Source organism: Mycobacterium sp. 852014-52450_SCH5900713 (assembly GCF_001667075.1).
Classification (GTDB): domain Bacteria; phylum Actinomycetota; class Actinomycetes; order Mycobacteriales; family Mycobacteriaceae; genus Mycobacterium.
Window position 1 is genome coordinate 261,315 of record NZ_LZIL01000050.1, and the last position, 21,431, is coordinate 282,745.

24 protein-coding genes are annotated in these 21,431 nt (G+C 65.2%); 15 read left to right on the forward strand and 9 right to left on the reverse strand.

Translation table 11 applies throughout. The features are described 5' to 3' along the window. Positions 1 to 10: 10 nt before the first annotated feature. From A5773_RS15455 to A5773_RS15470, 4 genes are all read right to left on the reverse strand, one after another. Positions 11 to 856 carry an ABC transporter permease gene (locus tag A5773_RS15455; RefSeq protein WP_066957710.1) on the reverse strand — a complete coding sequence of 282 codons (846 nt, stop codon included), beginning with the start codon at positions 854 to 856 and terminating at the stop codon, positions 11 to 13. Between the two features lie 9 nt (positions 857 to 865). Next, the gene (locus tag A5773_RS15460; protein ID WP_066957712.1) at positions 866 to 1,684 is read right to left on the reverse strand and encodes an ABC transporter permease; all 819 of its coding nucleotides are present in this window, start codon (positions 1,682 to 1,684) and stop codon (positions 866 to 868) included. 384 nt (positions 1,685 to 2,068) lie between these two features. Then, positions 2,069 to 3,274, reverse strand: a complete 1,206-nt coding sequence (locus A5773_RS15465) for a CaiB/BaiF CoA-transferase family protein (RefSeq protein WP_066957714.1) — start codon at positions 3,272 to 3,274, stop codon at positions 2,069 to 2,071. Then, positions 3,271 to 4,800, reverse strand: a complete 1,530-nt coding sequence (locus tag A5773_RS15470) for an aldehyde dehydrogenase family protein (protein WP_066957717.1) — start codon at positions 4,798 to 4,800, stop codon at positions 3,271 to 3,273. The genes A5773_RS15465 and A5773_RS15470 overlap by 4 nt, the downstream gene beginning before the upstream one ends. A 281-nt stretch (positions 4,801 to 5,081) precedes the next feature. Here A5773_RS15470 and A5773_RS15475 point away from each other — a divergent pair, with 281 nt between their 5' ends. The 6 genes from A5773_RS15475 (at position 5,082) to A5773_RS15500 (ending at position 9,525) form a co-directional block, all read left to right on the forward strand. Beyond that, positions 5,082 to 5,783, forward strand: a complete 702-nt coding sequence (locus A5773_RS15475; RefSeq protein ID WP_066957719.1) for an SDR family NAD(P)-dependent oxidoreductase — start codon at positions 5,082 to 5,084, stop codon at positions 5,781 to 5,783. Between the two features lie 57 nt (positions 5,784 to 5,840). Continuing rightward, positions 5,841 to 6,041, forward strand: coding sequence for a ferredoxin (locus tag A5773_RS15480; RefSeq protein ID WP_066957721.1), 201 nt, complete (start codon positions 5,841 to 5,843; stop codon positions 6,039 to 6,041). Between the two features lie 48 nt (positions 6,042 to 6,089). Continuing rightward, on the forward strand, positions 6,090 to 7,454 hold the full coding sequence (locus A5773_RS15485) for a cytochrome P450 (RefSeq protein ID WP_066957723.1): 1,365 nt from the start codon (positions 6,090 to 6,092) through the stop codon (positions 7,452 to 7,454). Between the two features lie 120 nt (positions 7,455 to 7,574). Beyond that, positions 7,575 to 8,021: a hypothetical protein gene (locus tag A5773_RS15490; protein WP_082948252.1), complete on the forward strand. Its 447-nt coding sequence runs from the start codon at positions 7,575 to 7,577 to the stop codon at positions 8,019 to 8,021. Positions 8,022 to 8,077: 56 nt separating this feature from the next. Continuing rightward, the gene (locus A5773_RS15495) at positions 8,078 to 8,956 is read left to right on the forward strand and encodes a hypothetical protein (RefSeq protein ID WP_066957725.1); all 879 of its coding nucleotides are present in this window, start codon (positions 8,078 to 8,080) and stop codon (positions 8,954 to 8,956) included. After that, the gene (locus A5773_RS15500) at positions 8,953 to 9,525 is read left to right on the forward strand and encodes a hypothetical protein (protein WP_066957727.1); all 573 of its coding nucleotides are present in this window, start codon (positions 8,953 to 8,955) and stop codon (positions 9,523 to 9,525) included. The genes A5773_RS15495 and A5773_RS15500 overlap by 4 nt, the downstream gene beginning before the upstream one ends. 58 nt (positions 9,526 to 9,583) lie before the next feature. On the opposite strand, the gene A5773_RS15505 is transcribed toward A5773_RS15500, so the two are convergent. After that, positions 9,584 to 10,759 (reverse strand): acyl-CoA dehydrogenase family protein, encoded by a 1,176-nt coding sequence (locus A5773_RS15505; protein WP_067791468.1) that lies wholly within the window; start codon positions 10,757 to 10,759, stop codon positions 9,584 to 9,586. Continuing rightward, positions 10,743 to 11,741 carry an acyl-CoA dehydrogenase family protein gene (locus A5773_RS15510; protein WP_066957731.1) on the reverse strand — a complete coding sequence of 333 codons (999 nt, stop codon included), beginning with the start codon at positions 11,739 to 11,741 and terminating at the stop codon, positions 10,743 to 10,745. The genes A5773_RS15505 and A5773_RS15510 overlap by 17 nt, the downstream gene beginning before the upstream one ends. A gap of 126 nt (positions 11,742 to 11,867) precedes the next feature. Between A5773_RS15510 and A5773_RS15515 the strand changes: the two genes are divergently transcribed. The 6 genes from A5773_RS15515 to A5773_RS15540 all read left to right on the forward strand — a co-directional run bounded on the left by A5773_RS15515 (position 11,868) and on the right by A5773_RS15540 (position 16,936). Next, complete coding sequence (locus A5773_RS15515; RefSeq protein ID WP_066957733.1) at positions 11,868 to 12,248, forward strand: carboxymuconolactone decarboxylase family protein; 381 nt, start codon at positions 11,868 to 11,870, stop codon at positions 12,246 to 12,248. 8 nt (positions 12,249 to 12,256) lie between these two features. Then, a complete protein-coding gene (locus A5773_RS15520) occupies positions 12,257 to 13,150 on the forward strand; it encodes an NAD(P)-dependent oxidoreductase (RefSeq protein ID WP_066957734.1) in 894 nt (297 codons plus the stop codon). Between the two features lie 238 nt (positions 13,151 to 13,388). Beyond that, positions 13,389 to 14,480 carry an amidohydrolase family protein gene (locus A5773_RS15525; RefSeq protein ID WP_066957844.1) on the forward strand — a complete coding sequence of 364 codons (1,092 nt, stop codon included), beginning with the start codon at positions 13,389 to 13,391 and terminating at the stop codon, positions 14,478 to 14,480. A 29-nt stretch (positions 14,481 to 14,509) separates the two neighbouring features. Next, a complete protein-coding gene (locus A5773_RS15530) occupies positions 14,510 to 15,655 on the forward strand; it encodes an amidohydrolase family protein (RefSeq protein ID WP_066957736.1) in 1,146 nt (381 codons plus the stop codon). A 1-nt stretch (position 15,656) separates the two neighbouring features. Continuing rightward, entirely contained in the window at positions 15,657 to 16,055 is a 399-nt protein-coding gene (locus A5773_RS15535) for a Rieske 2Fe-2S domain-containing protein (RefSeq protein WP_066957738.1), read from the forward strand. Between the two features lie 14 nt (positions 16,056 to 16,069). After that, positions 16,070 to 16,936 carry an alpha/beta fold hydrolase gene (locus tag A5773_RS15540; RefSeq protein WP_066957740.1) on the forward strand — a complete coding sequence of 289 codons (867 nt, stop codon included), beginning with the start codon at positions 16,070 to 16,072 and terminating at the stop codon, positions 16,934 to 16,936. 5 nt (positions 16,937 to 16,941) lie between these two features. Here A5773_RS15540 and A5773_RS15545 read toward each other — a convergent pair whose 3' ends face one another. Next, entirely contained in the window at positions 16,942 to 17,415 is a 474-nt protein-coding gene (locus A5773_RS15545) for a hypothetical protein (RefSeq protein WP_066957742.1), read from the reverse strand. 36 nt (positions 17,416 to 17,451) lie between these two features. Between A5773_RS15545 and A5773_RS15550 the strand changes: the two genes are divergently transcribed. After that, a complete protein-coding gene (locus A5773_RS15550; RefSeq protein WP_066957744.1) occupies positions 17,452 to 18,759 on the forward strand; it encodes an NADH-ubiquinone oxidoreductase-F iron-sulfur binding region domain-containing protein in 1,308 nt (435 codons plus the stop codon). Beyond that, positions 18,756 to 19,052, forward strand: a complete 297-nt coding sequence (locus A5773_RS15555) for a ferredoxin (protein WP_066957746.1) — start codon at positions 18,756 to 18,758, stop codon at positions 19,050 to 19,052. The genes A5773_RS15550 and A5773_RS15555 overlap by 4 nt, the downstream gene beginning before the upstream one ends. A gap of 65 nt (positions 19,053 to 19,117) precedes the next feature. Here the strand turns inward: A5773_RS15555 and A5773_RS15560 are convergent, their stop codons facing one another. After that, the gene (locus A5773_RS15560; RefSeq protein WP_066957748.1) at positions 19,118 to 19,861 is read right to left on the reverse strand and encodes a hypothetical protein; all 744 of its coding nucleotides are present in this window, start codon (positions 19,859 to 19,861) and stop codon (positions 19,118 to 19,120) included. Continuing rightward, the gene (locus A5773_RS15565) at positions 19,861 to 20,793 is read right to left on the reverse strand and encodes an NAD(P)-dependent oxidoreductase (protein WP_067261190.1); all 933 of its coding nucleotides are present in this window, start codon (positions 20,791 to 20,793) and stop codon (positions 19,861 to 19,863) included. The genes A5773_RS15560 and A5773_RS15565 overlap by 1 nt, the downstream gene beginning before the upstream one ends. 184 nt (positions 20,794 to 20,977) lie before the next feature. Here A5773_RS15565 and A5773_RS15570 point away from each other — a divergent pair, with 184 nt between their 5' ends. Further along, complete coding sequence (locus A5773_RS15570; protein WP_066957752.1) at positions 20,978 to 21,298, forward strand: hypothetical protein; 321 nt, start codon at positions 20,978 to 20,980, stop codon at positions 21,296 to 21,298. Positions 21,299 to 21,431 lie beyond the last annotated feature (133 nt).

Genomic DNA, 21,431 nt, shown 5'->3' on the forward strand with positions numbered 1-21,431 from the left:
ACCTCCTTCGCTAACCGGACAGGTTGAAGTTGCCGTTCGTACCGTAGATAGATAGCGAGACCAACAGCGTTACCGACACCACGACGATCAGCGAGGTGCGCACTGCGTTACCGGTCGCGTTGCCGACACCGGCAGGTCCCCCCGAAGCGAAATAGCCGTAGTAGGTGTGGATCAGCAGGATCGTGAGCGCCATCAGGATGGCCTGCAGGAATGACCACAACAAATCAATTGGGTTCAGGAACGTGTTGAAGTAGTGCTGGTACAGACCCTGCGATTGGCCGAGCAAGAACGTCGTGGTGAACTGACTGGCCACGAACGACAAGATGACGGCGATCGCGTACAACGGCGTGATGGCCAACATTCCGGCCAGGATCCTGGTGCTCACCAAGTAGGCGACCGGCCGAATCGCCATGCTCTCCAACGCATCGACTTCTTCGTTGATCCGCATGGCACCGAGCTGAGCGGTCACCCCGGCGCCGAAGGTGGCCGCCAGACCGATCCCGGCGACCACCGGTGCCGCGATGCGCACGTTGATGAACGCAGACAAGAAGCCCGTCAGCGCCTCGATGCCGATATTGCCCAGCGAGGTGTAGCCCTGAATGGCCAGGGTTCCGCCCGCCGCCAGCGTCAGGAAGCCGACGATCACAACGGTTCCGCCGATCATCGCCAAAGTGCCCGCGCCCATGCTGATCTCGGCAACCAGCCGAACGACTTCACGCGTGTAACGGGTGGCGGCGAAGGGCACTCCGGCCAGCGCCTTACCGTAGAACAGCGTGTGGTCGCCGATCCGCCCCAACGAGGCGACCGGCCTCTCGAATTGGCGGATTAATCGCGGATATGTGGCCCTCAGCGCCATTGGCTGCCCCTACTTCGCCGTCATCTTGATGCCGATCGCGGTGACGACCACGTTGACGACGAACAGGGACATGAAGGCGTACACCACGGTCTCGTTCACCGCGTTGCCGACGGCCTTGGCGCCCCCGCCGGTGATCGAAAGGCCCCGATAGCAGGCCACCAAGCCGGCGATGAGGCCGAAAAGGGCTGCCTTGACGCACGAGATGATGACCTCGGGCACGCCCGTGAGCAACGTGATACCCGCGGCGAACGCGCCCGGGTTGACGTCTTGCACAAAGACCGAAAAGACGTAGCCGCCAAGGACGCCGATGATCACAACGAGGCTGTTGAGCAAGAAGGCGACCAATCCGGACGCCAGCATGCGCGGTGTGACCAAACGCTGCACCGGATTGATGCCCAGCACCTCCATCGCGTCGATCTCTTCACGGATCGTTCGTGCTCCCAGGTCCGCACACATTGCCGTAGCACCCGCGCCCGCCACGATCAAAACCGTGACCAACGGTCCGAGCTGGGTGACTGCACCGAACGCGGCGCCCGCACCGGATAGATCCGCCGCGCCCAGTTCGCGCAGGAGGATGTTGAGCGTGAAGCTGACGAGGACGGTAAACGGGATGGCTACCAACAAGGTGGGAGCCAGCGACACCCGTGCGACGAACCAGGACTGCTCCAGGAACTCCCGCCACTGAAACGGCCGACGGAACGCGAACTTGACCGCATCCGCCGACATTGCGAACAAGGCCCCGACGGCCTGCATAGGCCCCGACATGTCCCATTTCAGCCTCAGCTGGGGCAATCCCGCTGACCAGTGGTCCGCTCCCTTAGTTGCCATCGGCCTCAGGCTCTTTCCCGAGTTACGAGACTGACAGTCTTGTTCTCGCTTACTGACTGTTGTAGATTTGACTCAACCGTCGGCCACGGGGGCGTGTTGGAGACGTCGAAAGGCCCTGTGGGCGACCGGAATCCGGCATATGCCTCGGGCATGACAGCGCTGTCCATCCTCACGCCAGGACCTCCGTTCTGTTGCGTGAGTAGACGCTTCAAAACGTGGGGCCCCGTGTCTTGAAGCGTCCGGCGATTATGACTCATGCTGAGTCCGGGTGGAACGGAAAATGCATAACCGTTATCGGACAAGCCATCAGCACACCGCTTAGCCAGGACGATTGAGGCACAACGGACGCGACGGTCGGCACAAACATTGAGGGCACCTCCGGCTCTAGGTGACGGCGCCGGCCGTCTTGAGTTCGATGATGCGGTCCCAGTCGAGTCCGAGTTCCGTCAAGATGTCGTCGGTCTGCTCGGCGAAGCCGGGCGCCGGGCCGGTCTGTGGGGCCGCGACGTCGAACTGGACCGGGTTAGCGACCAACTCGAGTTCGCCTGCCTGCACGATGTACTCGTTGGCCCGGATCTGCGCGTCTTTGGCGGCTTGCAGGGTGTCCTGCACGGGCGCCCAGGGACCGGCCAGCGTTGCGAAGCGTTCGCTCCACTCTTCGAGCGTGCGGGTGGCGATGACCTTGGTCAGGATCTCCACCGCCTCCGCCGTGTTGGCAGCGATCTTCTCCACCGTTTCGAAGCGCGGGTCCTCGGCCAACTCCGGCAGGTCAACATGCCGGCAGACGTCGGCCCAGAACTTGGTGGGCTGCATCATCACGAAGGAGATATAGCGACCGTCGGACGTGGTGTAAAGCCCGACCAACGGGTTGTTGGGAGCGCCGTGCACCCCGGGCGGCGGCGCTTCAAGCCGCTGGCCCAGATGGTTCGTCAGCGCGACCGTGTGCCCCATTGACCAAAGACCGCTGCCGAGCAGCGACACATCGACCACGGACGGCTCGTCGGTGCGCTCCCGTTTGAGCAGCGCCGCCGCGATGCCACCGGCGAGGTTGGTGCCGGAGATGGTGTCGCCGTACGCCGGACCGGGCGGCGCGATCATGCCCGGCATGCCGGCGGGGGTGATCGTCGCTGCGGTTCCGGCCCGGCACCAGAACGCGGTCATGTCGTAGCCGCCCTTGACCGCCTCCTCGCCCCGCGGGCCGAGCGCGCTTCCGCGCGCGTAGATGATCTTCGGGTTCACGGCCCGAATGTCGTCGACGTCGATCCCGAACTTCTGACGGGCGCCGGGCAGGAAGCTGGTGAGGAACACATCCGATCGGCGGGCCAGCTCGTAGAGCACCTCCTTGCCCTCGGGCACGGACATGTCCAGCCCGATGCTGCGCTTGCCGCGGTTCGCGTGCTCGATGTTGGGGTTGGGGTCACCTTCGACGCGCAGCATGCCGGTCTGTCGCAGCCCTCGCTGCGGATCGCCGGTCACCGCATGCTCGACTTTGACCACGTCGGCGCCCCATTCGGCGAGCACCGCACCCGCCGACGGGACGAACCCGTACATGGCGACTTCCAGGACGCGGATGCCCTCGAGCGGCCTCACGCCGTGGCCCGCCGCACCGCCGGGACTGCATATGTTTTGCGTTCCAAGAATTCCTCCAGCCCGGCCACACCCATCTCGCGGCCCACCCCCGACTGCTTGAAGCCCCCGAACGGGCTGTCCGCGCCGAAGTAGTTGCCACCGTTGATCGAGAAGGAGCCGGTCCGGATCCGGCGCGCCACCGCAAGCGCCCGGTCCTGGTCGCCGCTGAAGACGGCGCCGGCCAGGCCGTAGATCGAGTTGTTGGCGATGCGCACCGCGTCGTCGTCATCGTCGAATGCGATGACGACGAGCACCGGCCCGAAGACCTCCTCCTGAGCGATCTCGCTGTCGGGATCGACGTTGGTCAGCAGCGTCGGTGCGTAAAAGTAGCCCGGCTCCAACCGCCGGCCACCGGTGACCAGCGTCGCGCCTGCGGCAACAGCCCGCTGCACCATGCCGTCGACCTTGTCCCGCTGGCGCTCGTTGATGAGAGGGCCCATGTAGGTTTTCGGATCGGCCGGGTCGCCGTGGCGGACCTTGGCGAAGTTCTGTGCGATCAGCCCGACGATCTCGTCGTGATGCGACCGGGGCACCAGCAGCCGGGAGGTCAGCGCACACCCCTGCCCCGCGTGGGTCACCATGCTGAACGCCGCGAACATGGCCGCACCGGCGAAGTCGGCATCGTCGAGCACGATGGCGGCCGACTTGCCGCCCAGTTCCAGGAAGACGCGCTTGACCGTTTCGCTCGCGGCGGCCATGATCTTGCGCCCCACCGCGGTTGACCCAGTGAAGGTGACGACGTCGACGCCGGGACTGGTGGTCAGCGCCTCGCCCGCTTCGGGGCCCGAGGAGCTGAGCACATTGACCACGCCGTCGGGTATGTCGGTGTGATTGGCAATCAGCTCACCGAGCGCCAGCGTGACCAACGGCGTATCCGGCGCGCCCTTGAGGACCACGGTGCACCCGGCTGCCAGCGCGGGGGCCAGCTTCGCCAGCGCCAGCTGGTTTGGGTAGTTGTAGGCGATGATCGCGGCGACCACCCCGGCCGCTTCCTTTTCCACCCAGCGGTGGTGGAGCATGCCGCGCGATTCTTTCTCGCCGAGGTCTTCGGAGAACGCGTAGCTGCGAAGCAGATCCGCGTAGAAGCGCACGATGCCGATCGGCTCGTCGAGCTGGGCGCCCTGGGTCAGCGCTCGGGTGGCGCCCACTTCGGCGATGGTCAGTTCCCGCAGCTCGTCGGCGTGTTCGAGCAGCGCCCGGTGCAGTTGGTCGAGGCAGCGGATCCGCAACTCAACGTCGGTGGGCCAACTGGTGGTGTCGAACGCAGCCCGGGCCGCGGCGATCGCCGCTTCGGCCTCCTCGGCACCGGCATCCGGGGCGTGCCCGATGACAGCGCCGGTGGCGGGATTGATCGACGCGAAGGACTTATCGGTGGTGACCAGCCGGCCGCCGATCAACAGTCGGCGGTCGGCGGTGGACCCAGGCGCGGCGTCCGCGATGGTCGCTGCAGTCGCAGTGGCGGGCTCTGCCGTGTCCTGGGCAGGCATTCCGTACCCCCTAATGTGGTGACGGTCACGATAATTTGATTCTCTTCCCCGGCGAATCTTACATTCGACTCTCGATAATTCAAGAAAGTCTCAGGAATCAGGACGGGCGGCTGACCAGCAACGCGAACGTCGACGGGCCGCCGTGTCGAGTAGTTTGACGCAGGCCGAACAGGGTTTCCAGAGTGTGTTGCACCACACTCTGGCGTGAGAGTAAGGTTCTCATAATTGTAAGCGAGATTCTTTGTGACTGAGACGGTCACCTTTGGAGTAGAGGCCTCAACGTGAAGACTGCGGTGGTCACCGGTGGCGGATCCGGCATCGGCCTTGCCGTCGCGCAACGGTTGCGCGCCGACGGTCTCGACGTCGCCACGATCGACCTCCGGCCGTCGGACGGCGACCATTCCTTCACGGCGGACGTCACCGACCGACCGCAGGTGGACGAGGCCTTCGCCGCGATCCGCGCGAAGCTCGGGCCGATCACCATTCTCGTCAACGCCGCGGGCCTGGACGGATTCAAGCGCTTCAACAACATCGCGTTCGAAGACTGGCAACGGGTCATCGACGTCAACCTCAACGGCGTCTTTCACACCATTCAGGCGGTCTTGCCCGACATGATCGAGGCGAAGTGGGGACGCATCGTCAACATCTCTTCGTCCAGCACGCATTCCGGGGCTCCCTACATGAGCCATTACGTGGCGGCCAAGTCCGCGGTCAACGGGCTCACCAAATCCCTGGCGCTCGAGTACGGCCCCAGCGGCATCACCGTCAACGCGGTGCCGCCGGGCTTCATCGACACCCCGATGCTGCGCGCCGCGGCGCAGAACGGATTCCTGGGGGACATCGACGAGACCATCGCGCGGACCCCGGTGCGCCGGATGGGTAAGCCGGAAGACATCGCGGCGGCATGCGCTTTCCTGGTGTCCGACGAAGCCGGCTACATCACCGGTCAGCTCTTGGGCGTCAATGGCGGTCGCAACACCTGAGCGGTGACGATTCGTCAGCGGTGTCCGGAAACCAGATCAGGTGAGAGGAGACAGCCCGTGAAGGTTTGGGTGGATTCGGAACGATGCCAGGGCCACACCCTGTGCGCGATGATCGCGCCGGAGTCGTTTCAGCTCAGCGACATCGACGGCAGTTCTTCTGCAATCGACGAAGTGGTCCCCGTAGACCGGCAAGACCAGGTGCGTGAAGCCGCTCAATCCTGCCCGGAACAGGCCATCGTCATCACCGACGACGCCTGAGTCCGGCATCCCGGTACTGACCGACGAAATACCTAGGGAGACAGAGCTTTGAGTGTCGACGACGTCGTCAGCGACAGCGACCGCAAAAAGAACCGGTACCACTTCGATCGGCATTCCCCGGAGTACCGGTCGCAGTTCAAGTCGATCACCAAGGAGATGCACGCCAAGTGCCCGATGGCGTGGAGTGAGACCTACGGTGGGCATTGGGTCGCGGCGGGCAGCCACGAGGTCTTCGAGCTGGCCCGCTGCCCGGCCGTCTCCAACGATCACGACATCAACGACGAACGCCGTGGCTACAAAGGCATTTCGATCCCCACCGCCAGCCGGGTCAGCGTGGTGCGCGGCGGCATCCTGGAGATGGACGATCCCGATCACCGCATTTACCGCACCGTGCTCAATCCCTACCTGTCGCCGGCAGCGGTCAAGCGCTGGGAGCCGTTCATCGACGACGTGACGCGCGCCTGCCTCGACGAAAAGATCGAGGGCGGCAGCATCGACTTCGTCGACGATCTGGCCAACATCGTTCCGGCCGTCCTGACGTTGGCGATGATGGGCATCCCGCTGAAGAAGTGGAACATGTACAGCGAGCCGGTCCACGCCGCGGTGTACACGCCCGAACATTCCCCCGACATCGAGCGCGTCACCGAGATGCACAAGCAGATGGGCCTCGACATGGTGAACAACATGCTCGAGATCCGCGAGAATCCGAGGCCGGGAATCGTGAATGCCCTGCTGCAGATGCGCATTGACGGGGAGCCGGCGCCGGACCTGGAAATTCTGGGGAACCTCGGCTTGGTCATCGGCGGCGGCTTCGACACCACGACGGCCCTGACCGCCCATTCGTTGGAGTGGCTTTCCGAGCATCCCGAGCAGCGGGAACTGCTCAGCAACGAGCGCAAAACGCTGCTCGACCCCGCCACCGAGGAATTCCTGCGCTACTTCACCCCCGCCCCCGGCGACGGCCGGACATTCTCCGACGATGTCGAGCTCGACGGCACTCAGTTCAAGGAGGGTGAGCGGCTGTGGATCTCGTGGGCGATGGCCAACCGCGATCCAGCCGTGTTCCACGACCCGGATGACATCGTGCTGGACCGTAAAGGCAACCGCCACTTCAGCTTCGGCCTGGGCGTCCATCGGTGCGCCGGGTCGAACGTGGCACGCACGGTGTTCAAATCCATGCTCACCGCGGTGCTCGATCGGATGCCCGACTACCGATGCGACCCCGAAGGCACCGTCCACTACGAGACCATCGGCGTCATCCAGGGCATGCGCAAACTGCCGGCGGCCTTTACGCCCGGCCGCAGGGTCGGCGCCGGCCTGGACGAAACCCTGGAGAAGCTGCAGCGCATCTGCGACGAACAGGAACTCGCCCGACCGATCACCGAACGCAAGGAAGCCGCGGTAATCGATTGAGCCACCCCAGGCGGCCGGGCGCGTTACCCAGCCGAAAGTGCGCCGTTGACCCCCGCAATTTTTACGAGTAGGCCTGTTCAACGTGACCGCGCCTTATATTTGCAGCAACCGCGTGCACAGATGGGAGACGCATCGGTGAAGATTTTCGCGCTGAGCCTTGCGCTCGCCATGGCCGCGCTGACCCTCGAGCCGACCGCCCACGCGGACATCCAGGTTGGCAACTACCGGCTGGACACGCCACGCGACCCCGGCCACAGCTGGATTTGGGCCATCCGACCCTGCCGATACGACCAGGGACCGGAATGCCTGACCATCCAGGCGGTTCCGCAACCCAACGGGCAAGCGGCGTTCTGGAACGCCAACGCCCACCTGGTCAACGGCCGCTACACCATGGCCGTCGATGTGCCCGACGGTGTGCGCTGCGTGGTCCAGTTCTTTCCCTCGCACGACGTCTACTCGTGGGACCCGGTGACGATGGCGGGTCAGGTGGACTCGACGTTCGACACCGGCTGCGGAGGCGGACCGGGGGGCACCAACAGTTGGCCGTTCTCGCTCGTGCGATGGTAGCCGCGTGAGGCGCACAGCGAGTCGGTCGATGATGAGGGCGACGGACAGCGAGCACGATGGCTGAGTCGAAGAGACCACAAGATTCGGCGACCTCGAAAGCCGACGTGCAGGCGTTGCTCGAGGAGGCCGAGGCCGAAGCGGCCGAGGCCGAGGCGCTGGCCGCCGCGGCGCGCGCCCGCGCCCGTGCCGCCCGGCTCCGGCGTGAAGCGCAGGCCCAAGCAGAGGCCGAGGCCGAACCGGAGGCGGAGGCGGAGGCGGAGACCGCCGAAGAAGCGCCGGACGCCGACGAGGACACCGCCGACTCCGACGAGCCGGAGACCAAGGACGATGTCACCGACACCGTCGAAGCGGCCGGCCAAGCGGAGGCCCTTAAAGAAGAAGACGTCGACGAAAACCCGGACGAGTCGGGGTCAACATCCAAGCCGGGCCGCTCGCGGCGACGCCCGCGGGTGCCATCGTGGTCCGTGACATGGAAAGTGGCCGTCGTCGTCGCCATCTGCGCCTTCGTAGCGGCCAGCGGATACATGATGTGGGAGCGTCATGAAACCGCCGAGCGCAACCAGCGCACCGCCAACTTCATCGCGGGGGCCAGACAGGGCGTCGTCAACATGTTCTCGATGGACTTCAATCGGGCCAAGGAGGACGTTCAGCGGGTGATCGACAGCTCGACCGGCCAGTTCAGGGACGACTTCCAGCAGCGCGCAAAAGATTTCACCACCGTCGTTGAGCAGTCCAAGGTGGTCACTCAGGGCACGGTGAACGCGGCCGCCGTCCAATCCATCGATGGGAAGTCCGCGCTGGTACTCGTGGCGGCGTCGTCGCGGATCAGCAACGCCGCGGGCGCCAAAGACGAACCGCGCAATTGGCGGCTCAAGGTGACCGTCACGGATGACGCCGGGCAATACAAGATGTCCAAACTGGAGTTCGTTCCATGAGCGAGGACAACCACGGCAGCGACGCCGGGAAAGCGTCTTCCAAACTCACCGAAGACGGCGCACGCAGCGAACCCCGCGCGCGGCGCAACGTGAAAGCCGTTCCCATCGTCCTGATTTCGCTGCTGCTGCTTTCCGGTGGCGTGGCGACCTGGCTGTACTTCAAGCAGTACCGGCCCGATAAGCAAACCGACCCCGGCGTCGCGAGCGCCGTCGTAGGTGCGGCGTCGGACGGAACGGTCGCCTTGCTGTCCTATTCGCCTGACACTCTCGACAAAGACTTCGCCGCCGCAAAGTCGCACCTTTCCGGGGATTTCCTGTCGTATTACAACCAGTTCACCGACCAGATCGTCGCTCCGGCGGCCAAACAGAAGGCGCTGAAGACCAGCGCGCGGGTGATAGGCGCCGCGGTCTCGGAGTTACATCCGGACTCGGCGGTGGTGCTGGTGCTGGTCGACCAGAGCACCACCAGCAAGGACAACCCGGACCCCGCGATGGCGTCCAGCAGCGTGCTGGTGAGTTTGACCCGAGTCCACGGCCAGTGGCTGATCACCAAATTCGACCCGGTCTAGACCCGTCGGATGCCGCTGCCGCAGAGCGGAACTCGCGAACCGACGTCGCGCCGCTGCGCTAACCGCGTGGGAGGCCGAGCACCCGTTGGGCGATGATGTTGCGCTGGATTTCGGAGGTGCCCCCCGCGATCGTCCCGGAAAAGCTGCGGGCGTAGCGCTCGAACCAGCTGGCGAAATAGTGGTCGAGGTTCATGTGCGCGTACGGCCCGGTCAGGCCCGGGTGAACGAGCCCGTCGGAGCCCGCCGACGTCAGTGCAAGCTCCATGCCACGCAACTCGGCCTCGGACCCGAGCAGCTTGAGCACCGAGATTGCCGCCACGTCGTCTTCGCCGCACGACGCGCGAGCCAGCGCCACCGAACCGAGCAGGCGCAACGCCTGCTTGTCCATGATCGTGCTGGCGTACTGGTCGCGCTCGACCTCGGTGCTGGGATGGAAGTCGTCGATCATGTTGTCGAGCCGATCGGCGAAGCCCAGCCACATCATCGTCCGTTCGTGCCCCAGCGATCCGTTGGCGACCCGCCAGCCCTGGTCGAGCTCACCGACCAGACTCTCGGCCGGCACCCGGACGTCGGTGAAGAACACCTCGTTGAAATCAAGATCGTCGGCACCGCAGATCGACGGGAACGGACGGCGCACCAAGCCCGGGGTGTCGGTCGGGATGATCAGCGCGCTGATTCCCTTGTGCTTCGGCGCATCTGGATTGGTACGCACAAAGGTCAGCAAGACGTCGGCGTCGTGGGCGCCCGAAGTCCATACCTTCTGACCGTTGACCACGAAGTGATCGCCGTCCAGCACCGCGCGGGTGCGCAACGACGCCAGGTCGGAACCCGCGCTGGGCTCACTCATCCCGAGTGACGCGGTGATCTCGGCCCGCAGGATCGGGACCGCCCAGCGCCGCTTCTGTTCGTCGCTGCCGAACGACAACAGCGAAGCCCCAACGATGTTCACGCCCTGCGGGTTGAAGCTGTGGTAGATCCGCCGTCGGCTGAGCTCTTCAAGATAGACGAACTGCTGAATGACCGTCGCGTTGCGACCACCGAACTCCGGTGGCTGGCTCGGCAGTAGCCAGCCGTTGTCGAACAGCAGCCGCTGCCAGTCGCGTGCCCACTGCGGCATGTGGGAAACCGACCGCGGCCGCTCGAGCGTTTCGCTTGCGGGAGGCAGGTTCTCGTCGAGGAAGGCCGCGAACTCCGCGCGGAACTCCTCGACGTCGGAGTCAAAAGTCAGCTGCACGGTATTCCTCCGCGATCCGCGCCCGGTGCTCGGCGGCGCCGCCGAGCATCAGCTCACCGGCTTTGGCTCGCTTCAGCGCGAACTGCAGATCGTTCTCCCACGTGAATCCCATTGCGCCGTGAAGCTGTAAACCGTGCCGGAACACCAGCGACTGGCACTCCCCCGCCGACGCCTTGGCCATCGCCGCCGCGAGCCGGCGGCGAGGATCGTCGGCCGCGATGGTCAGCGCCGCGAAGTACGCCAGGGCACGGGCCCGTTCCACCGCTACATGCATGTCCGCGGCCTTGTGCTGGACGGCCTGGAACGACCCGATCGGCACACCGAATTGCTGACGGCTGCGGACGTGTTCGAGCACCAGATCGAGAATGCGTTGGCAGGCACCGACCATGGTGATCGCCATGCCCGTCAGGGCCGTGTGGTGCGCGCGTTCGGAATCGACCGTGAGGCGGGCGCTGTCGGGCACCCGTACGCCGCAGAACGACAGGTCGGCGACGTGCAGGACGGGGTCGAAGACGGCGGCGCGGCGCACCGACACCTGGTTCGACCCGGTGATGAACACCCCGGCGTCTGTCACCACCGCCAGGCGGTCGACGCGATCGCCGTCGAGGACATGGCGCGCCGTACCATCCAGCACCCAACCCTCGGCGTCCCGGTGTGCCGCCACCCCGGTGTACACGGCGGTGCCCGATTCGTGCGGGTCGAACTGTTCGGCGGCCAAGGGGGCGAACTGGGTCATCGTCGCCAGGAACGGGGTGGGGTCGGTCGCGCGCCCCAACTCCTCGAGGACGATGGCAAGTTCGACGGCGCTGACCGGATCGTTCAGCTCGGTCCAGCCCTGATCGACGTACGACTTCCACAACGGGCTGGGATCGACACCGTCCTCGGCCACGCCGCGCACCAGCGAGGGCGGGCACTGCTTCGCCACGGCGTCGCGAACGGTCTTCTGCCACAGCCGCTGATCGGCATCGAACTCCAACAGCATGAACGCCGCCTCCTGTCATCACCGACGCTGCGAGAATATCATTCTCGCACGCGGAAGTAATAATCTCGCAAACCGGTTACGGGGTGCCCATGGGGACGAGCGCCTCCACGACGAAGGAGAAGGCCATTGGATCGCGAAACCTATCAGCGGGGGCTGCACATCCGCTCCGACGTGCTCGGCGAGGACTACGTCAACCGGGCCCTCGCCGACGCGGACGACTTCACCCGGCCTCTGCAGGATCTCGTCACCGAATACTGCTGGGGCGCGATTTGGGGTCGCGAGGAGCTGCCCCGGAAAACGCGCAGCATGCTCAACCTGGCGATGATCTCGGTACTGAACCGGCCCAACGAATTACGCACGCACGTCAAGGCGGCGCTGACGAATGGCGTCACCCGCGACGAGATCCGCGAGGTCTTCCTGCAGGTGGCCATCTACGCGGGCGTGCCCGCCGCGGTCGACAGCTTCCGCATCGCGCGCGAGGCGTTCGCCGAACTGGATGAGGGCTAGGGCCGGGCATGGAGGTCGGATTCATCGGGCTGGGAAACATGGGTTTTCCCGTGGCGCGCCGCTTGATCGAGAGAGGCGACGATGTCGTCGCCTTCGACACGCGTGCCGCCGCCCTCGATCGCATCGTCGCCCTGGGGGCGCGCCCCGCGGCATCGTCGAGGGAGGTTGCCGACCGTACCGAAACCGTCATGGCCAGCCTCCCGACGCCGAACGCCTCACTCGAGGTGGCGACGGGTGCGGCCGGCGTGATCGAGGGCGCAAGAATCAAGCGCTATGTCGACCTGTCCACCGTCGGCAGCCGCACGGCAAGGCAGATCTTTGACCGACTTGCCGAGCGGGACATCGTGGCGATCGACAGCCCGGTCAGCGGCGGCGTCGGCGGGGCGGAGAAGGGCGCACTCGCGGTCATGGTGTCGGGGCCGCGCGATGAATTCGACGTCATCCGAACCACGCTCGAGGCGATCGGCCGGCCCTTCTACGTGGGAGACAAACCGGGGTTGGCGCAGACGATGAAACTGGCCAACAACATCCTTGCCGCCAACGTGTTGGCCGCGACAGCCGAGGTCGTCGTGATGGGCGTGAAGGCCGGCCTCGACCCCAGTGTGATGATCGAGGTGCTCAACGCCGGCTCGGGGGCGACGAGCGCGAGCCGGGACAAATTTCCCCGCTCGATCCTCTCCCGGACTTTCGATTACGGCTTCGCTACCGGCCTGATGGTCAAGGACGTGCGTCTGTACCTCGAGGAAGCGGAAGCGCTTGGCGTGCCAACGGACGTCGCCACAACGATCGCCCGCCTCTGGGAGACGACCGCCGATGACCAGGGCCCCGACTCGGACTTCACGACGGTGATCAAACCGCTCGAGAAGGCGGCCGGCGTGATCGTGGGCCGCTCGCCGGCCTAGCCGGCCGGTCCCCCTGGATAGAGGCGGATGGCCCTTATCCGCGATCGGGAGAATGGTATTATCGCAATTCAAGAACCGTACTTGCACGAGGACCGCGAAAGTGGTCGCTACCAGGCACGTTGATTAAACGAAACGCTTACCGGAAACCCGTTGATTGGCCCCCGAGAAGAATGTTAGGTTATCTATCATATGACCCGACTGGGTTCGCTCTGAGTGCCCGAGTCGAAGGATGGCTTTCGTGATCGAACACGCTGACGGAACCAGCACACCGCTCATCGACGCGAGCGTGCACATCTTCTTTCCCTCCAACAAGGCGCTGCGGAAGACCCTGCGTGAGCCGTTCAAGAGCCGAGGCTTCCCCGATTACGAGATGGACTGGTACGGCGCCCCAGGCGGTGAATACGCGCCCAATACCGAGGGCCCGGATCGTCAGTACCCCGGTTCCGATCCGGATTTCGTTGCCAATGAGCTCTTTTCGAAACGCGGGGTCGACATTGCGGTCCTGCACCCGATGGCCCGCGGCATCATGCCCGACCGGCACCTGGGCAGCGCGCTGCACGCCGCGCACAACGAAATGATGGTCTCGGACTGGTTGGAGTCCAGCGAGTTCGGCGAGCGATTCCGCGGCACCATCCGGGTGAACCCCGATGACATCGCCGGCGCGCTGCGGGAGATCGAGAGGTGGCGTGGGCACCCTCGGGTGGTGCAGATCGGCGTTCCGCTGCAATCCCGCGAGCTCTACGGCAAGCCACAGTTCTGGCCGCTGTGGGAAGCCGCGGTCGACGCAGGACTTCCCGTTGCCGCGCACATCGAAGTCGGGTCGGGCATCGCCTTTCCGCCGACGCCCAACGGGAACACCCGTACCTACGAGCAGTACGTCAGCTTCATGGCGCTGAACTACATCTATCACCTGATGAACATGATTGCCGAGGGCGTGTTCGAGCGCTTCGACGGCCTGAAGTTCGTCTGGGGCGACGGCGCGGCGGACTTCGTGACGCCGTTCATCTGGCGGATGGACACGTTCGGCCGTCCGCACCTCGAGCAGACACCGTGGGCACCGCGGATCCCCAGCGACTACCTGCCCGGTCACGTGTATTTCGTCCAGGGCAGTCTCGACGGTCCTGGCGACACCGAGTTCGCCGGCGAATGGTTCGGCTTCACCGGCAAGGACGACATGGTGATGTTCGGCTCCAGCTATCCACACTGGCAGTGCGGCGATATCAAGAAGCTTCCGCGCGCCCTCTCCGCCGAACAGCGCGAGAAGCTGTGCTGGCGCAACGCGGCGCAGCTCTACAACATAGACATTCCCGCCGGGGTGGGCGCACAGTAGAAGTACGACCTGATACCGAGGAGTTTCAGATGACGTTGACCCATTCGCAGGAGCGGGTTCCCGCTGCCGAGCGCATAGCCGTCCGATGCGTCGACTCAGATGTCCACCCCGCACCCAAGCGCGGAGAGCTCCTGCCGTACATCCCCGAGCCATGGCGCAGCAAATACTTCCTCACCCGCGCCGTGGGTGAGCAGATTTACTACGACGCCCCGGACTACGCCCACTCCTACGCGATGCGGGTGGACTCCTTCCCCGCCAACGGCGAATTCCCTTGCAGCGACCCGGATATGGCGTTTCGTCAGCTGATCATGGAGGCCGGCTCGGACATCGCGATTCTCGAACCGGCCGCCTACCCGGCCCGCCTGCCCGAAGCGCAGCACGCGATGTCGAGCGCGTTGAACGACTGGCAGGCCAATCACTGGCTGGACAGCCACAACAACTGGCACCAGCGCTGGCGCGGGTCGATTTGTTGCGCCATTGAGGAGCCGGCAGAGTCCGTGCGCGAGATCGAGAAGTGGGCCGGTCACCCCTACATGGCCCAGATTCTGATCAAGGCCGAGCCGCGGCCGTCTTGGGGGCATCCGAAATACGACCCGATCTGGGCGGCCGCCACCAAGCACGACATCACGGTGAGCTGTCACCTGTCGCGCAGCCAGTTCGACGAGCTACCGATCCCGCCGGTGGGATTCCCCAGCTACAACCACGACTTCATGGTGACCTACTCGCTGCTGGCCGCCAACCAGGTGATGAGCCTGATCTTCGACGGCGTGTTCGACCGGTTCCCGACGCTGCGGATCGTGTTCGTCGAGCACGCGTTCAGCTGGATCCTGCCGCTGATGTGGCGCATGGATTCGATCTACGAGGCACGCAAGTCGTGGGTCGACATCAAGCGCAAGCCGTCGGATTACGTCAAGGACCACATCAAGTTCACCACCCAGCCACTGGACTACCCCGAAGACAAGACCGAGCTGACCCGGGCGCTGGAATGGATGGAGTGCGAGAAGATCCTGCTCTTCTCCTCGGACTACCCGCACTGGACGTTCGATGACCCACGCTGGCTGGTCAAGCACCTGCCCAAGCACGCCCGCGACGCCGTGATGTACAAGAACGGCATCGCGACCTACCACCTGCCCGAGACCGTTCCGGTCCTCGAGGGTCAGACCAGGGTGCTCTGAGTTGACGGAAGAAACCAAACGGCCCGAGCCCCGTCTCGCCCAGGGCCGCGAGCATGTTGTTGCGACCGTGGACGAGATCCCGCCGGGCAAGCACAAGCTGGTGCCAATCGGGCGGCACGGCGTCGGCGTATACAACGTCAACGGCAGCTTCTATGCCATCGCGAATTACTGCCCGCACCAAGGCGGTCCGCTCTGTTCGGGCCGGGCCCGGGGCCGCACGATAGTGGACGAGACCGCGCCCGGAGACTCGGTCATGGTGCGCGACCTGGAGTACATCTATTGCCCGTGGCACCAATGGGGTTTCGAGCTGGCGACCGGTACCACCGCGGTCAAGCCCGAATGGAGTATCCGGACCTATCCGGTGCGCATCGTCGGCAACGACGTTCTGGTGCAGGCCTAACCACAGGAGAATCGGTGCCTTCAATCGAGATCAATGGGGGAAATGTCGTCTACGAAATCCTCGGTGACTCGGGCGATCTCATTGCCCTGACGCCCGGCGGCCGGTTCAGCAAGGAGATCGAGGGCTTGCGTCCGCTTGCCGACGCGCTCGCCGCCGGCGGCTACCGCGTGCTGCTGTGGGACCGGCCGAACTGCGGTGCTTCCGATGTGCAGTTCTACGGTCAGAGTGAATCACACATGCGCGCCGAGACGTTGCACAAGCTGGTGACCGGGCTGGGCTTCGAGCGCTGCATTCTGGCCGGCGGCTCCGGCGGCGCAAGGGATTCCATGCTGACCACGATGCTCTACCCGGAGATGGTCACCAAGCTCGTCGTATGGAACATCGTCGGTGGCATCTACGGCAGCTTCGTGCTCGGTTCCTTCTACATCATCCCGAGCATCCTCGCGGTGCGCGGCACCGGCATGGACGGCGTGGTGAAGGTGGCCGAATGGCGTGACCGCATCGGGGAGAACCCCAACAACAAACAGCGGTTCCTCGACTTCGATTCCGACGAGTTCCTCAAGGTGATGCTGCGCTGGCTGAACGCGTTCGTTTCCAAGCCTGGACAGACGATCCCGGGCGTCGAGGACGAGATGTTCGACCGGATCAAGGTGCCCACCTTGATCATTCGTGGCGGCGAGAACGATATGGATCACCCGAAGCGAACGTCACTGGAGGTCAGCTGCTTGATCAAGGGATCAAAGCTCATCGACCCCCCGTGGCCGGAGGACGCATGGGAGCGTGCGTCCGAGGACCGCGCGGCCGGGCGGGTGAAGCACTTCAACATGTTCGACACGTGGGTGCAGGCGGCGCCCGCGATCCTCGAGTTCCTGGGTTCGTGATGTCCCTACACGGTGCGAATGTGAACCTCGCAGTTGAGCGAGGCCTCGAGAGCCGTGTGAACCCGGCTCTCGGGAATGCGTTCGAGGTCCTTCTCGCGCAGCGTTACGTACACGATGTCGAAACCGTCGCCCCCGGGCGTCCGCTCGATGTCACCGGTGAGCCCGAAGCCGGACAACACACCGTGGGCGTCGTCGTCGGTCCCCCGGCTGATGAAGGTGACGACTCCCGCAACCGGTTCGGCGGCGAACACCCTGCCGCACAGGCGGATCGCCAAATCTCTCGCCGCGTCGACGTCTTCGGCCGCGATCAGCAATTCGACTTCGCGGCGCCCAGCGGGCATCGACGCGAGGTCGTTCTCGACGACGTCTGCACCCTCCGCACGCGCAAGCCCGAGGAGCGCTGCCATGCCGTCTCGTAGCTGTGGGACCGTGCAGACACTCTCCGGGTCGACATTGACGCGCACGACCGCAGTTCGCATGTGCGCAAGCCTAACTAAGACGATGGCAGGCCAGCCGTGAACACCGCCCAATCCACCACCATCACCACCGCGAACTTTCCCGGTTTGGAACCCCGGCTGCTCTTCGAACAAACCGGCCAAGCCCGCGAGGGCCTCGCGACGTATCGACGGTTCGGCGGCTACCGCCCGCTTGCCGACGCCGATGGATTGCTGAGCGAGGTGGAGGCCAGCGGGTTGGTCGGCCGCGGTGGTGCGGCGTTCCCGCTGGCAATCAAGTTGCGCACGGTGCGCGATAACGGGCGCATTGCCGGCGGTGCCGTGGTCGTCGCGAATGGCGAAGAGGGCGAACCGGCTTCGGTCAAGGACCGCTGGCTGCTGCGCAACCGGCCCCACCTGATCCTGGACGGGCTGCGGTTGGCCGCCGCGGTCGTGGGCACGAACCGCGCCCACATCTACCTCTCCGATCCGGAGTCGGCGCACAGCGTCGAAACCGCGCTCGGCGAGCTCGATTCCGACGCGCTCGGCGATATCACCGTCAGCATGTTGACCGTGCAGCCCGGATACGTGGCCGGCGAGGAGACCGCCGCCGTCCGCGCGATCAACGGCGGGCCGGCCAAGCCGACGGACAAGCCGCCCCGCCCATTCGAAGCCGGCGTCGATGATCGGCCCACACTGGTGAGCAACGTCGAGACGCTGGCCAATTTGCCTTTCCTGCAGCGGCATGGCGCGAGCGCGTTCCGCTCGCAGGGCACATCGCTCTCCTCTGGCACCTTCCTGGCCACCATCACCGGGGCCGGACGCCCGCCAGTTCTCTACGAGCTTCCGCACGGCTTGCCGTTCACCGACCTGCTTGCCCTGCACGGTGTTTCACCGGACCAGGTACGTGGGGCGTTGATGGGCGGCTACTTTGCCGGCCTGCTCAACCGGAGCGTGCTGGAGACAACCTTGGACCACGAGACGATGCGACGTGTCGGCAGCGGTTTGGGAGCGGGCGCCATCGCGGTGCTCACCGACGACTGCCCCGTCGCGGTCGCGGCGTCCGTGCTGGCCTACTTCGACCGTGAAAACGCCGGGCAGTGCGGCTCGTGCTTCAACGGAACGGCGGCCATGGCGGCCGCCGCCGGTGCGCTGCGCGACGGCGCCGCGACGACCGAAGACGTCGAACGGTTGCGCCGCTGGTCGGTGCTGCTGCGCGGACGGGGCGCGTGCGCGACGCTGGACGCCGCCACCAACGTCGCGGCCGGCCTGCTCACACAGTTCCCGGGCGAAGTCACCGCACATCTCGACGGCACGTGCCAGGGCTGCGCCCGCGGCGCGTTCCGCGCCGACCGTCCCTACGAGGCCGAAACTTTGAGGCTGGCATGAAAATCCGCCTGGACCGCACCGTCTGCGACGGTTTCGGCATCTGCGCGAAGTACGCGCCCGGATACTTTTCGCTCGACGATTGGGGTTACGCGTCCCTCATCGGCGATGGCACCGTGGCAGAGGCGGATCGCGACGCCGTCATGCGCGCGCTGATGGACTGCCCGGTCCACGCCATCGCCGAGATCGGCGAGCGCACATACCCCACACCCCGCCCTCCGCTCGCCGACGCGGACGACCCGGCAGAGCGCCTCAAGACCGAGGAGAACGAGGCGGAGTGGGGCTTTACCCGTTGACCCGCTGATCACAAAGCCCGACAGAGCGACGAACTCCTGGACGCCATCGGGATGCGGCCCTACGCCTACGGCACATAGCGGTCCCACTCAAACGGCACCACCGCGAAAAACGGTGCGGCGAACAACGGTTCGACACCCGGCTCCTCCCAGCGCGCCGACAACACCGGCCGCAGGCGTTCCCCGACGGCGACGGGATCGTCATCGAGGAAGCAATACGTAATGGTCTGGCCCGCTTGAGCACTCGCCAGATTCGCGTCGACTTGCCGCGATGTCCCAGACCATACGCCGGCGACACCGGGCACTTCCACCAGCGGGCCCGCCGGAGCCGATCCCCGCTCGACCAGTAGGAACGCCCCCCGCGCGGGCAGCCAGGGCAGGACGTCCGACCCCACTCTGACCCGGGGCGCGGCCGTCTTGGCCCGCACCTCGTAGACGCCGCGCTCGACCGGTGGCAGCAGCGGGAGCTTGCGGCCGGCGTTTCCGAGTGCCGAGGACAGTTCGTTGAACCCACGCAGCCCGGCCGGGTCGGTGAAAAAGTACGTCATGACGTGGTCGACCCCGTCCAACGGTCCACCGCTGATCGTCCGCGCAGAGCGGCAGGCCGGCGTCGACACCAACCGCAACGAGGCGCGCACCGCCGCCAACCGGTGTTGCTCGGGTCGGTGGTCTAGGGTGTGCCAGCGCAGGTACTCGGCGTCCAGACCGTCGGGATGGCGAGTCGCCATGGACACGAACAACGTGGAGATCTCTCCGCGCCCGGCGGCGAGGATCTCGGCGACCTGGTCCGATGGCGTGCCGGGAAGCTGCATCACGGCTGTTCGCACCATCTCGTCGAGTCGTATTCGGGCAGCGCGATTTCGGGGTGCCGGCTCTCGATCATGCGCCGGAAGCCTTCGCGCCAGGGCATTTTCGTGCGGCCGAGCATCTCGTGCATGCGGGCGACATCCGGCCACAGCGGCGTGTGCGCGTCGGTCGTGTATTCGAAGATCGGCTCGACACCGATCAACTGGCCCATGAACGTGCAGTAATCCTCGACGCTGACCGTTTCGCTACCGGCCCAGTTCACCACGACCGGCGGCACCGCGGCGACCTCCATCGCGCGGATGCCGAGCTCCACGTAGTCGTCCTCGTAGATGGGGTTGTAGTTGTTCGGCTTATCGGGATGCAGCCGAATTGGTTTGCGCGCCAACATGGCATCGAGGCGATCGGCGGGAGCACCGCCCTCCGGCCCATAGGTTGAGCAGACCCGGATGATGGTCAACGGTATTCGATAATGCCTGGCGATCCAGGTGCACACCGACTCCGCCGCGACCTTCGAGAAGCTGTAGTTGGCGCGCAGCGGCACACCCGGCGGATCGGTTTCGGCCAACGGTCGCTGACCTTGGTACGCGTAGATCGAGCCAGTTGAACAGAAGACGAAGCCCTTTGCGGCGCGGCAGTGGTACAGCAGTTCGCCGGACATGTGCGCATTCGTTTCGACGCAGCGGTTCCAGTCGCCCGCGCCGGTGTCCACCGCAGCGTGAAAGACGTAGGTGAAATCCTCTGGAAGATCGGAGAAGTCACCCGCGCCGATGTCCAGCGGGACGGGTTTGATGCCGGCGTCGACGAGCCTCCTTTGGTCGGCGGGGTCTTTGAGGCGCGCGGCGCCCCACACCTCGTTTGAAGCCGCCAGAGCGCGCGCGATGGGAAACGCAATCTTGCCCGTCGCCCCGGTGATCAGGATCTTTTCTGCGTCGAGCAACCAGCCCTCCCGAATGTGAAGTACTTGATATGCCGGTTGGCAGCATAACTCCCCGCTGAAGGAACATGGCAGGACAGGTCCGTTCGGAATCGCGTCGTGACCGCGGCTCTTACCTGGTCATGACGGTTTCAAGGGAATAAACTGAGACCGCCAAGGCCAGGATGGCCCCACCGGGAGGCCCACCATGAGATGGTTTGCTCGTCGTCTGACCGCCGTCGTCGCGGTCGCCTTCGTGGCGATGGCGGTCGCGGTGATCGCGACGCCCGGAATCAGTTCGGCGCAGTGCGATCACAACATGTCGTTTAATCCGGTGACGTTCGAGTGCAAACCGCCGCCGGCATCACCGGCGTGGTACACACTCCCGCCGGCATACGCGCCCTCATTCGCCGGGCAGGAAGTTCCGCCGCCGCCGCCACAGCCATGGTGGACGTCGGAGCCCCCGATGTGGAGTGTCGGCTTCCACCAGTGGGGAATCTATGTGGGCGGCGTTTGGGTGCCGCTCTGACCGGTCCGCGGTCTTCCCGCGACGCCGCTTGACGGGCAACGCAGATACCGTCTCGATCACCCTTACGCGCGAGTGATAACGTAATTCTCCGATTCGTATAACGGTCCTACCAGGCTGCAATTCGGGGACCGTT

Bases quoted from the DNA above. Each gene is read 5' to 3' on its own strand.
- A5773_RS15455 (WP_066957710.1), bottom strand. From the start codon at position 856: ATGGCGCTGAGGGCCACATATCCGCGATTAATCCGCCAATTCGAGAGG.
- A5773_RS15460 (WP_066957712.1), bottom strand. From the start codon at position 1,684: ATGGCAACTAAGGGAGCGGACCACTGGTCAGCGGGATTGCCCCAGCTG.
- A5773_RS15470 (WP_066957717.1), bottom strand. From the start codon at position 4,800: ATGCCTGCCCAGGACACGGCAGAGCCCGCCACTGCGACTGCAGCGACC.
- A5773_RS15490 (WP_082948252.1), top strand. From the start codon at position 7,575: ATGGGAGACGCATCGGTGAAGATTTTCGCGCTGAGCCTTGCGCTCGCC.
- A5773_RS15495 (WP_066957725.1), top strand. From the start codon at position 8,078: ATGGCTGAGTCGAAGAGACCACAAGATTCGGCGACCTCGAAAGCCGAC.
- A5773_RS15500 (WP_066957727.1), top strand. From the start codon at position 8,953: ATGAGCGAGGACAACCACGGCAGCGACGCCGGGAAAGCGTCTTCCAAA.
- A5773_RS15510 (WP_066957731.1), bottom strand. From the start codon at position 11,741: ATGCTGTTGGAGTTCGATGCCGATCAGCGGCTGTGGCAGAAGACCGTT.
- A5773_RS15520 (WP_066957734.1), top strand. From the start codon at position 12,257: ATGGAGGTCGGATTCATCGGGCTGGGAAACATGGGTTTTCCCGTGGCG.
- A5773_RS15530 (WP_066957736.1), top strand. From the start codon at position 14,510: ATGACGTTGACCCATTCGCAGGAGCGGGTTCCCGCTGCCGAGCGCATA.
- A5773_RS15545 (WP_066957742.1), bottom strand. From the start codon at position 17,415: ATGCGAACTGCGGTCGTGCGCGTCAATGTCGACCCGGAGAGTGTCTGC.
- A5773_RS15555 (WP_066957746.1), top strand. From the start codon at position 18,756: ATGAAAATCCGCCTGGACCGCACCGTCTGCGACGGTTTCGGCATCTGC.
- A5773_RS15560 (WP_066957748.1), bottom strand. From the start codon at position 19,861: ATGCAGCTTCCCGGCACGCCATCGGACCAGGTCGCCGAGATCCTCGCC.
- A5773_RS15570 (WP_066957752.1), top strand. From the start codon at position 20,978: ATGAGATGGTTTGCTCGTCGTCTGACCGCCGTCGTCGCGGTCGCCTTC.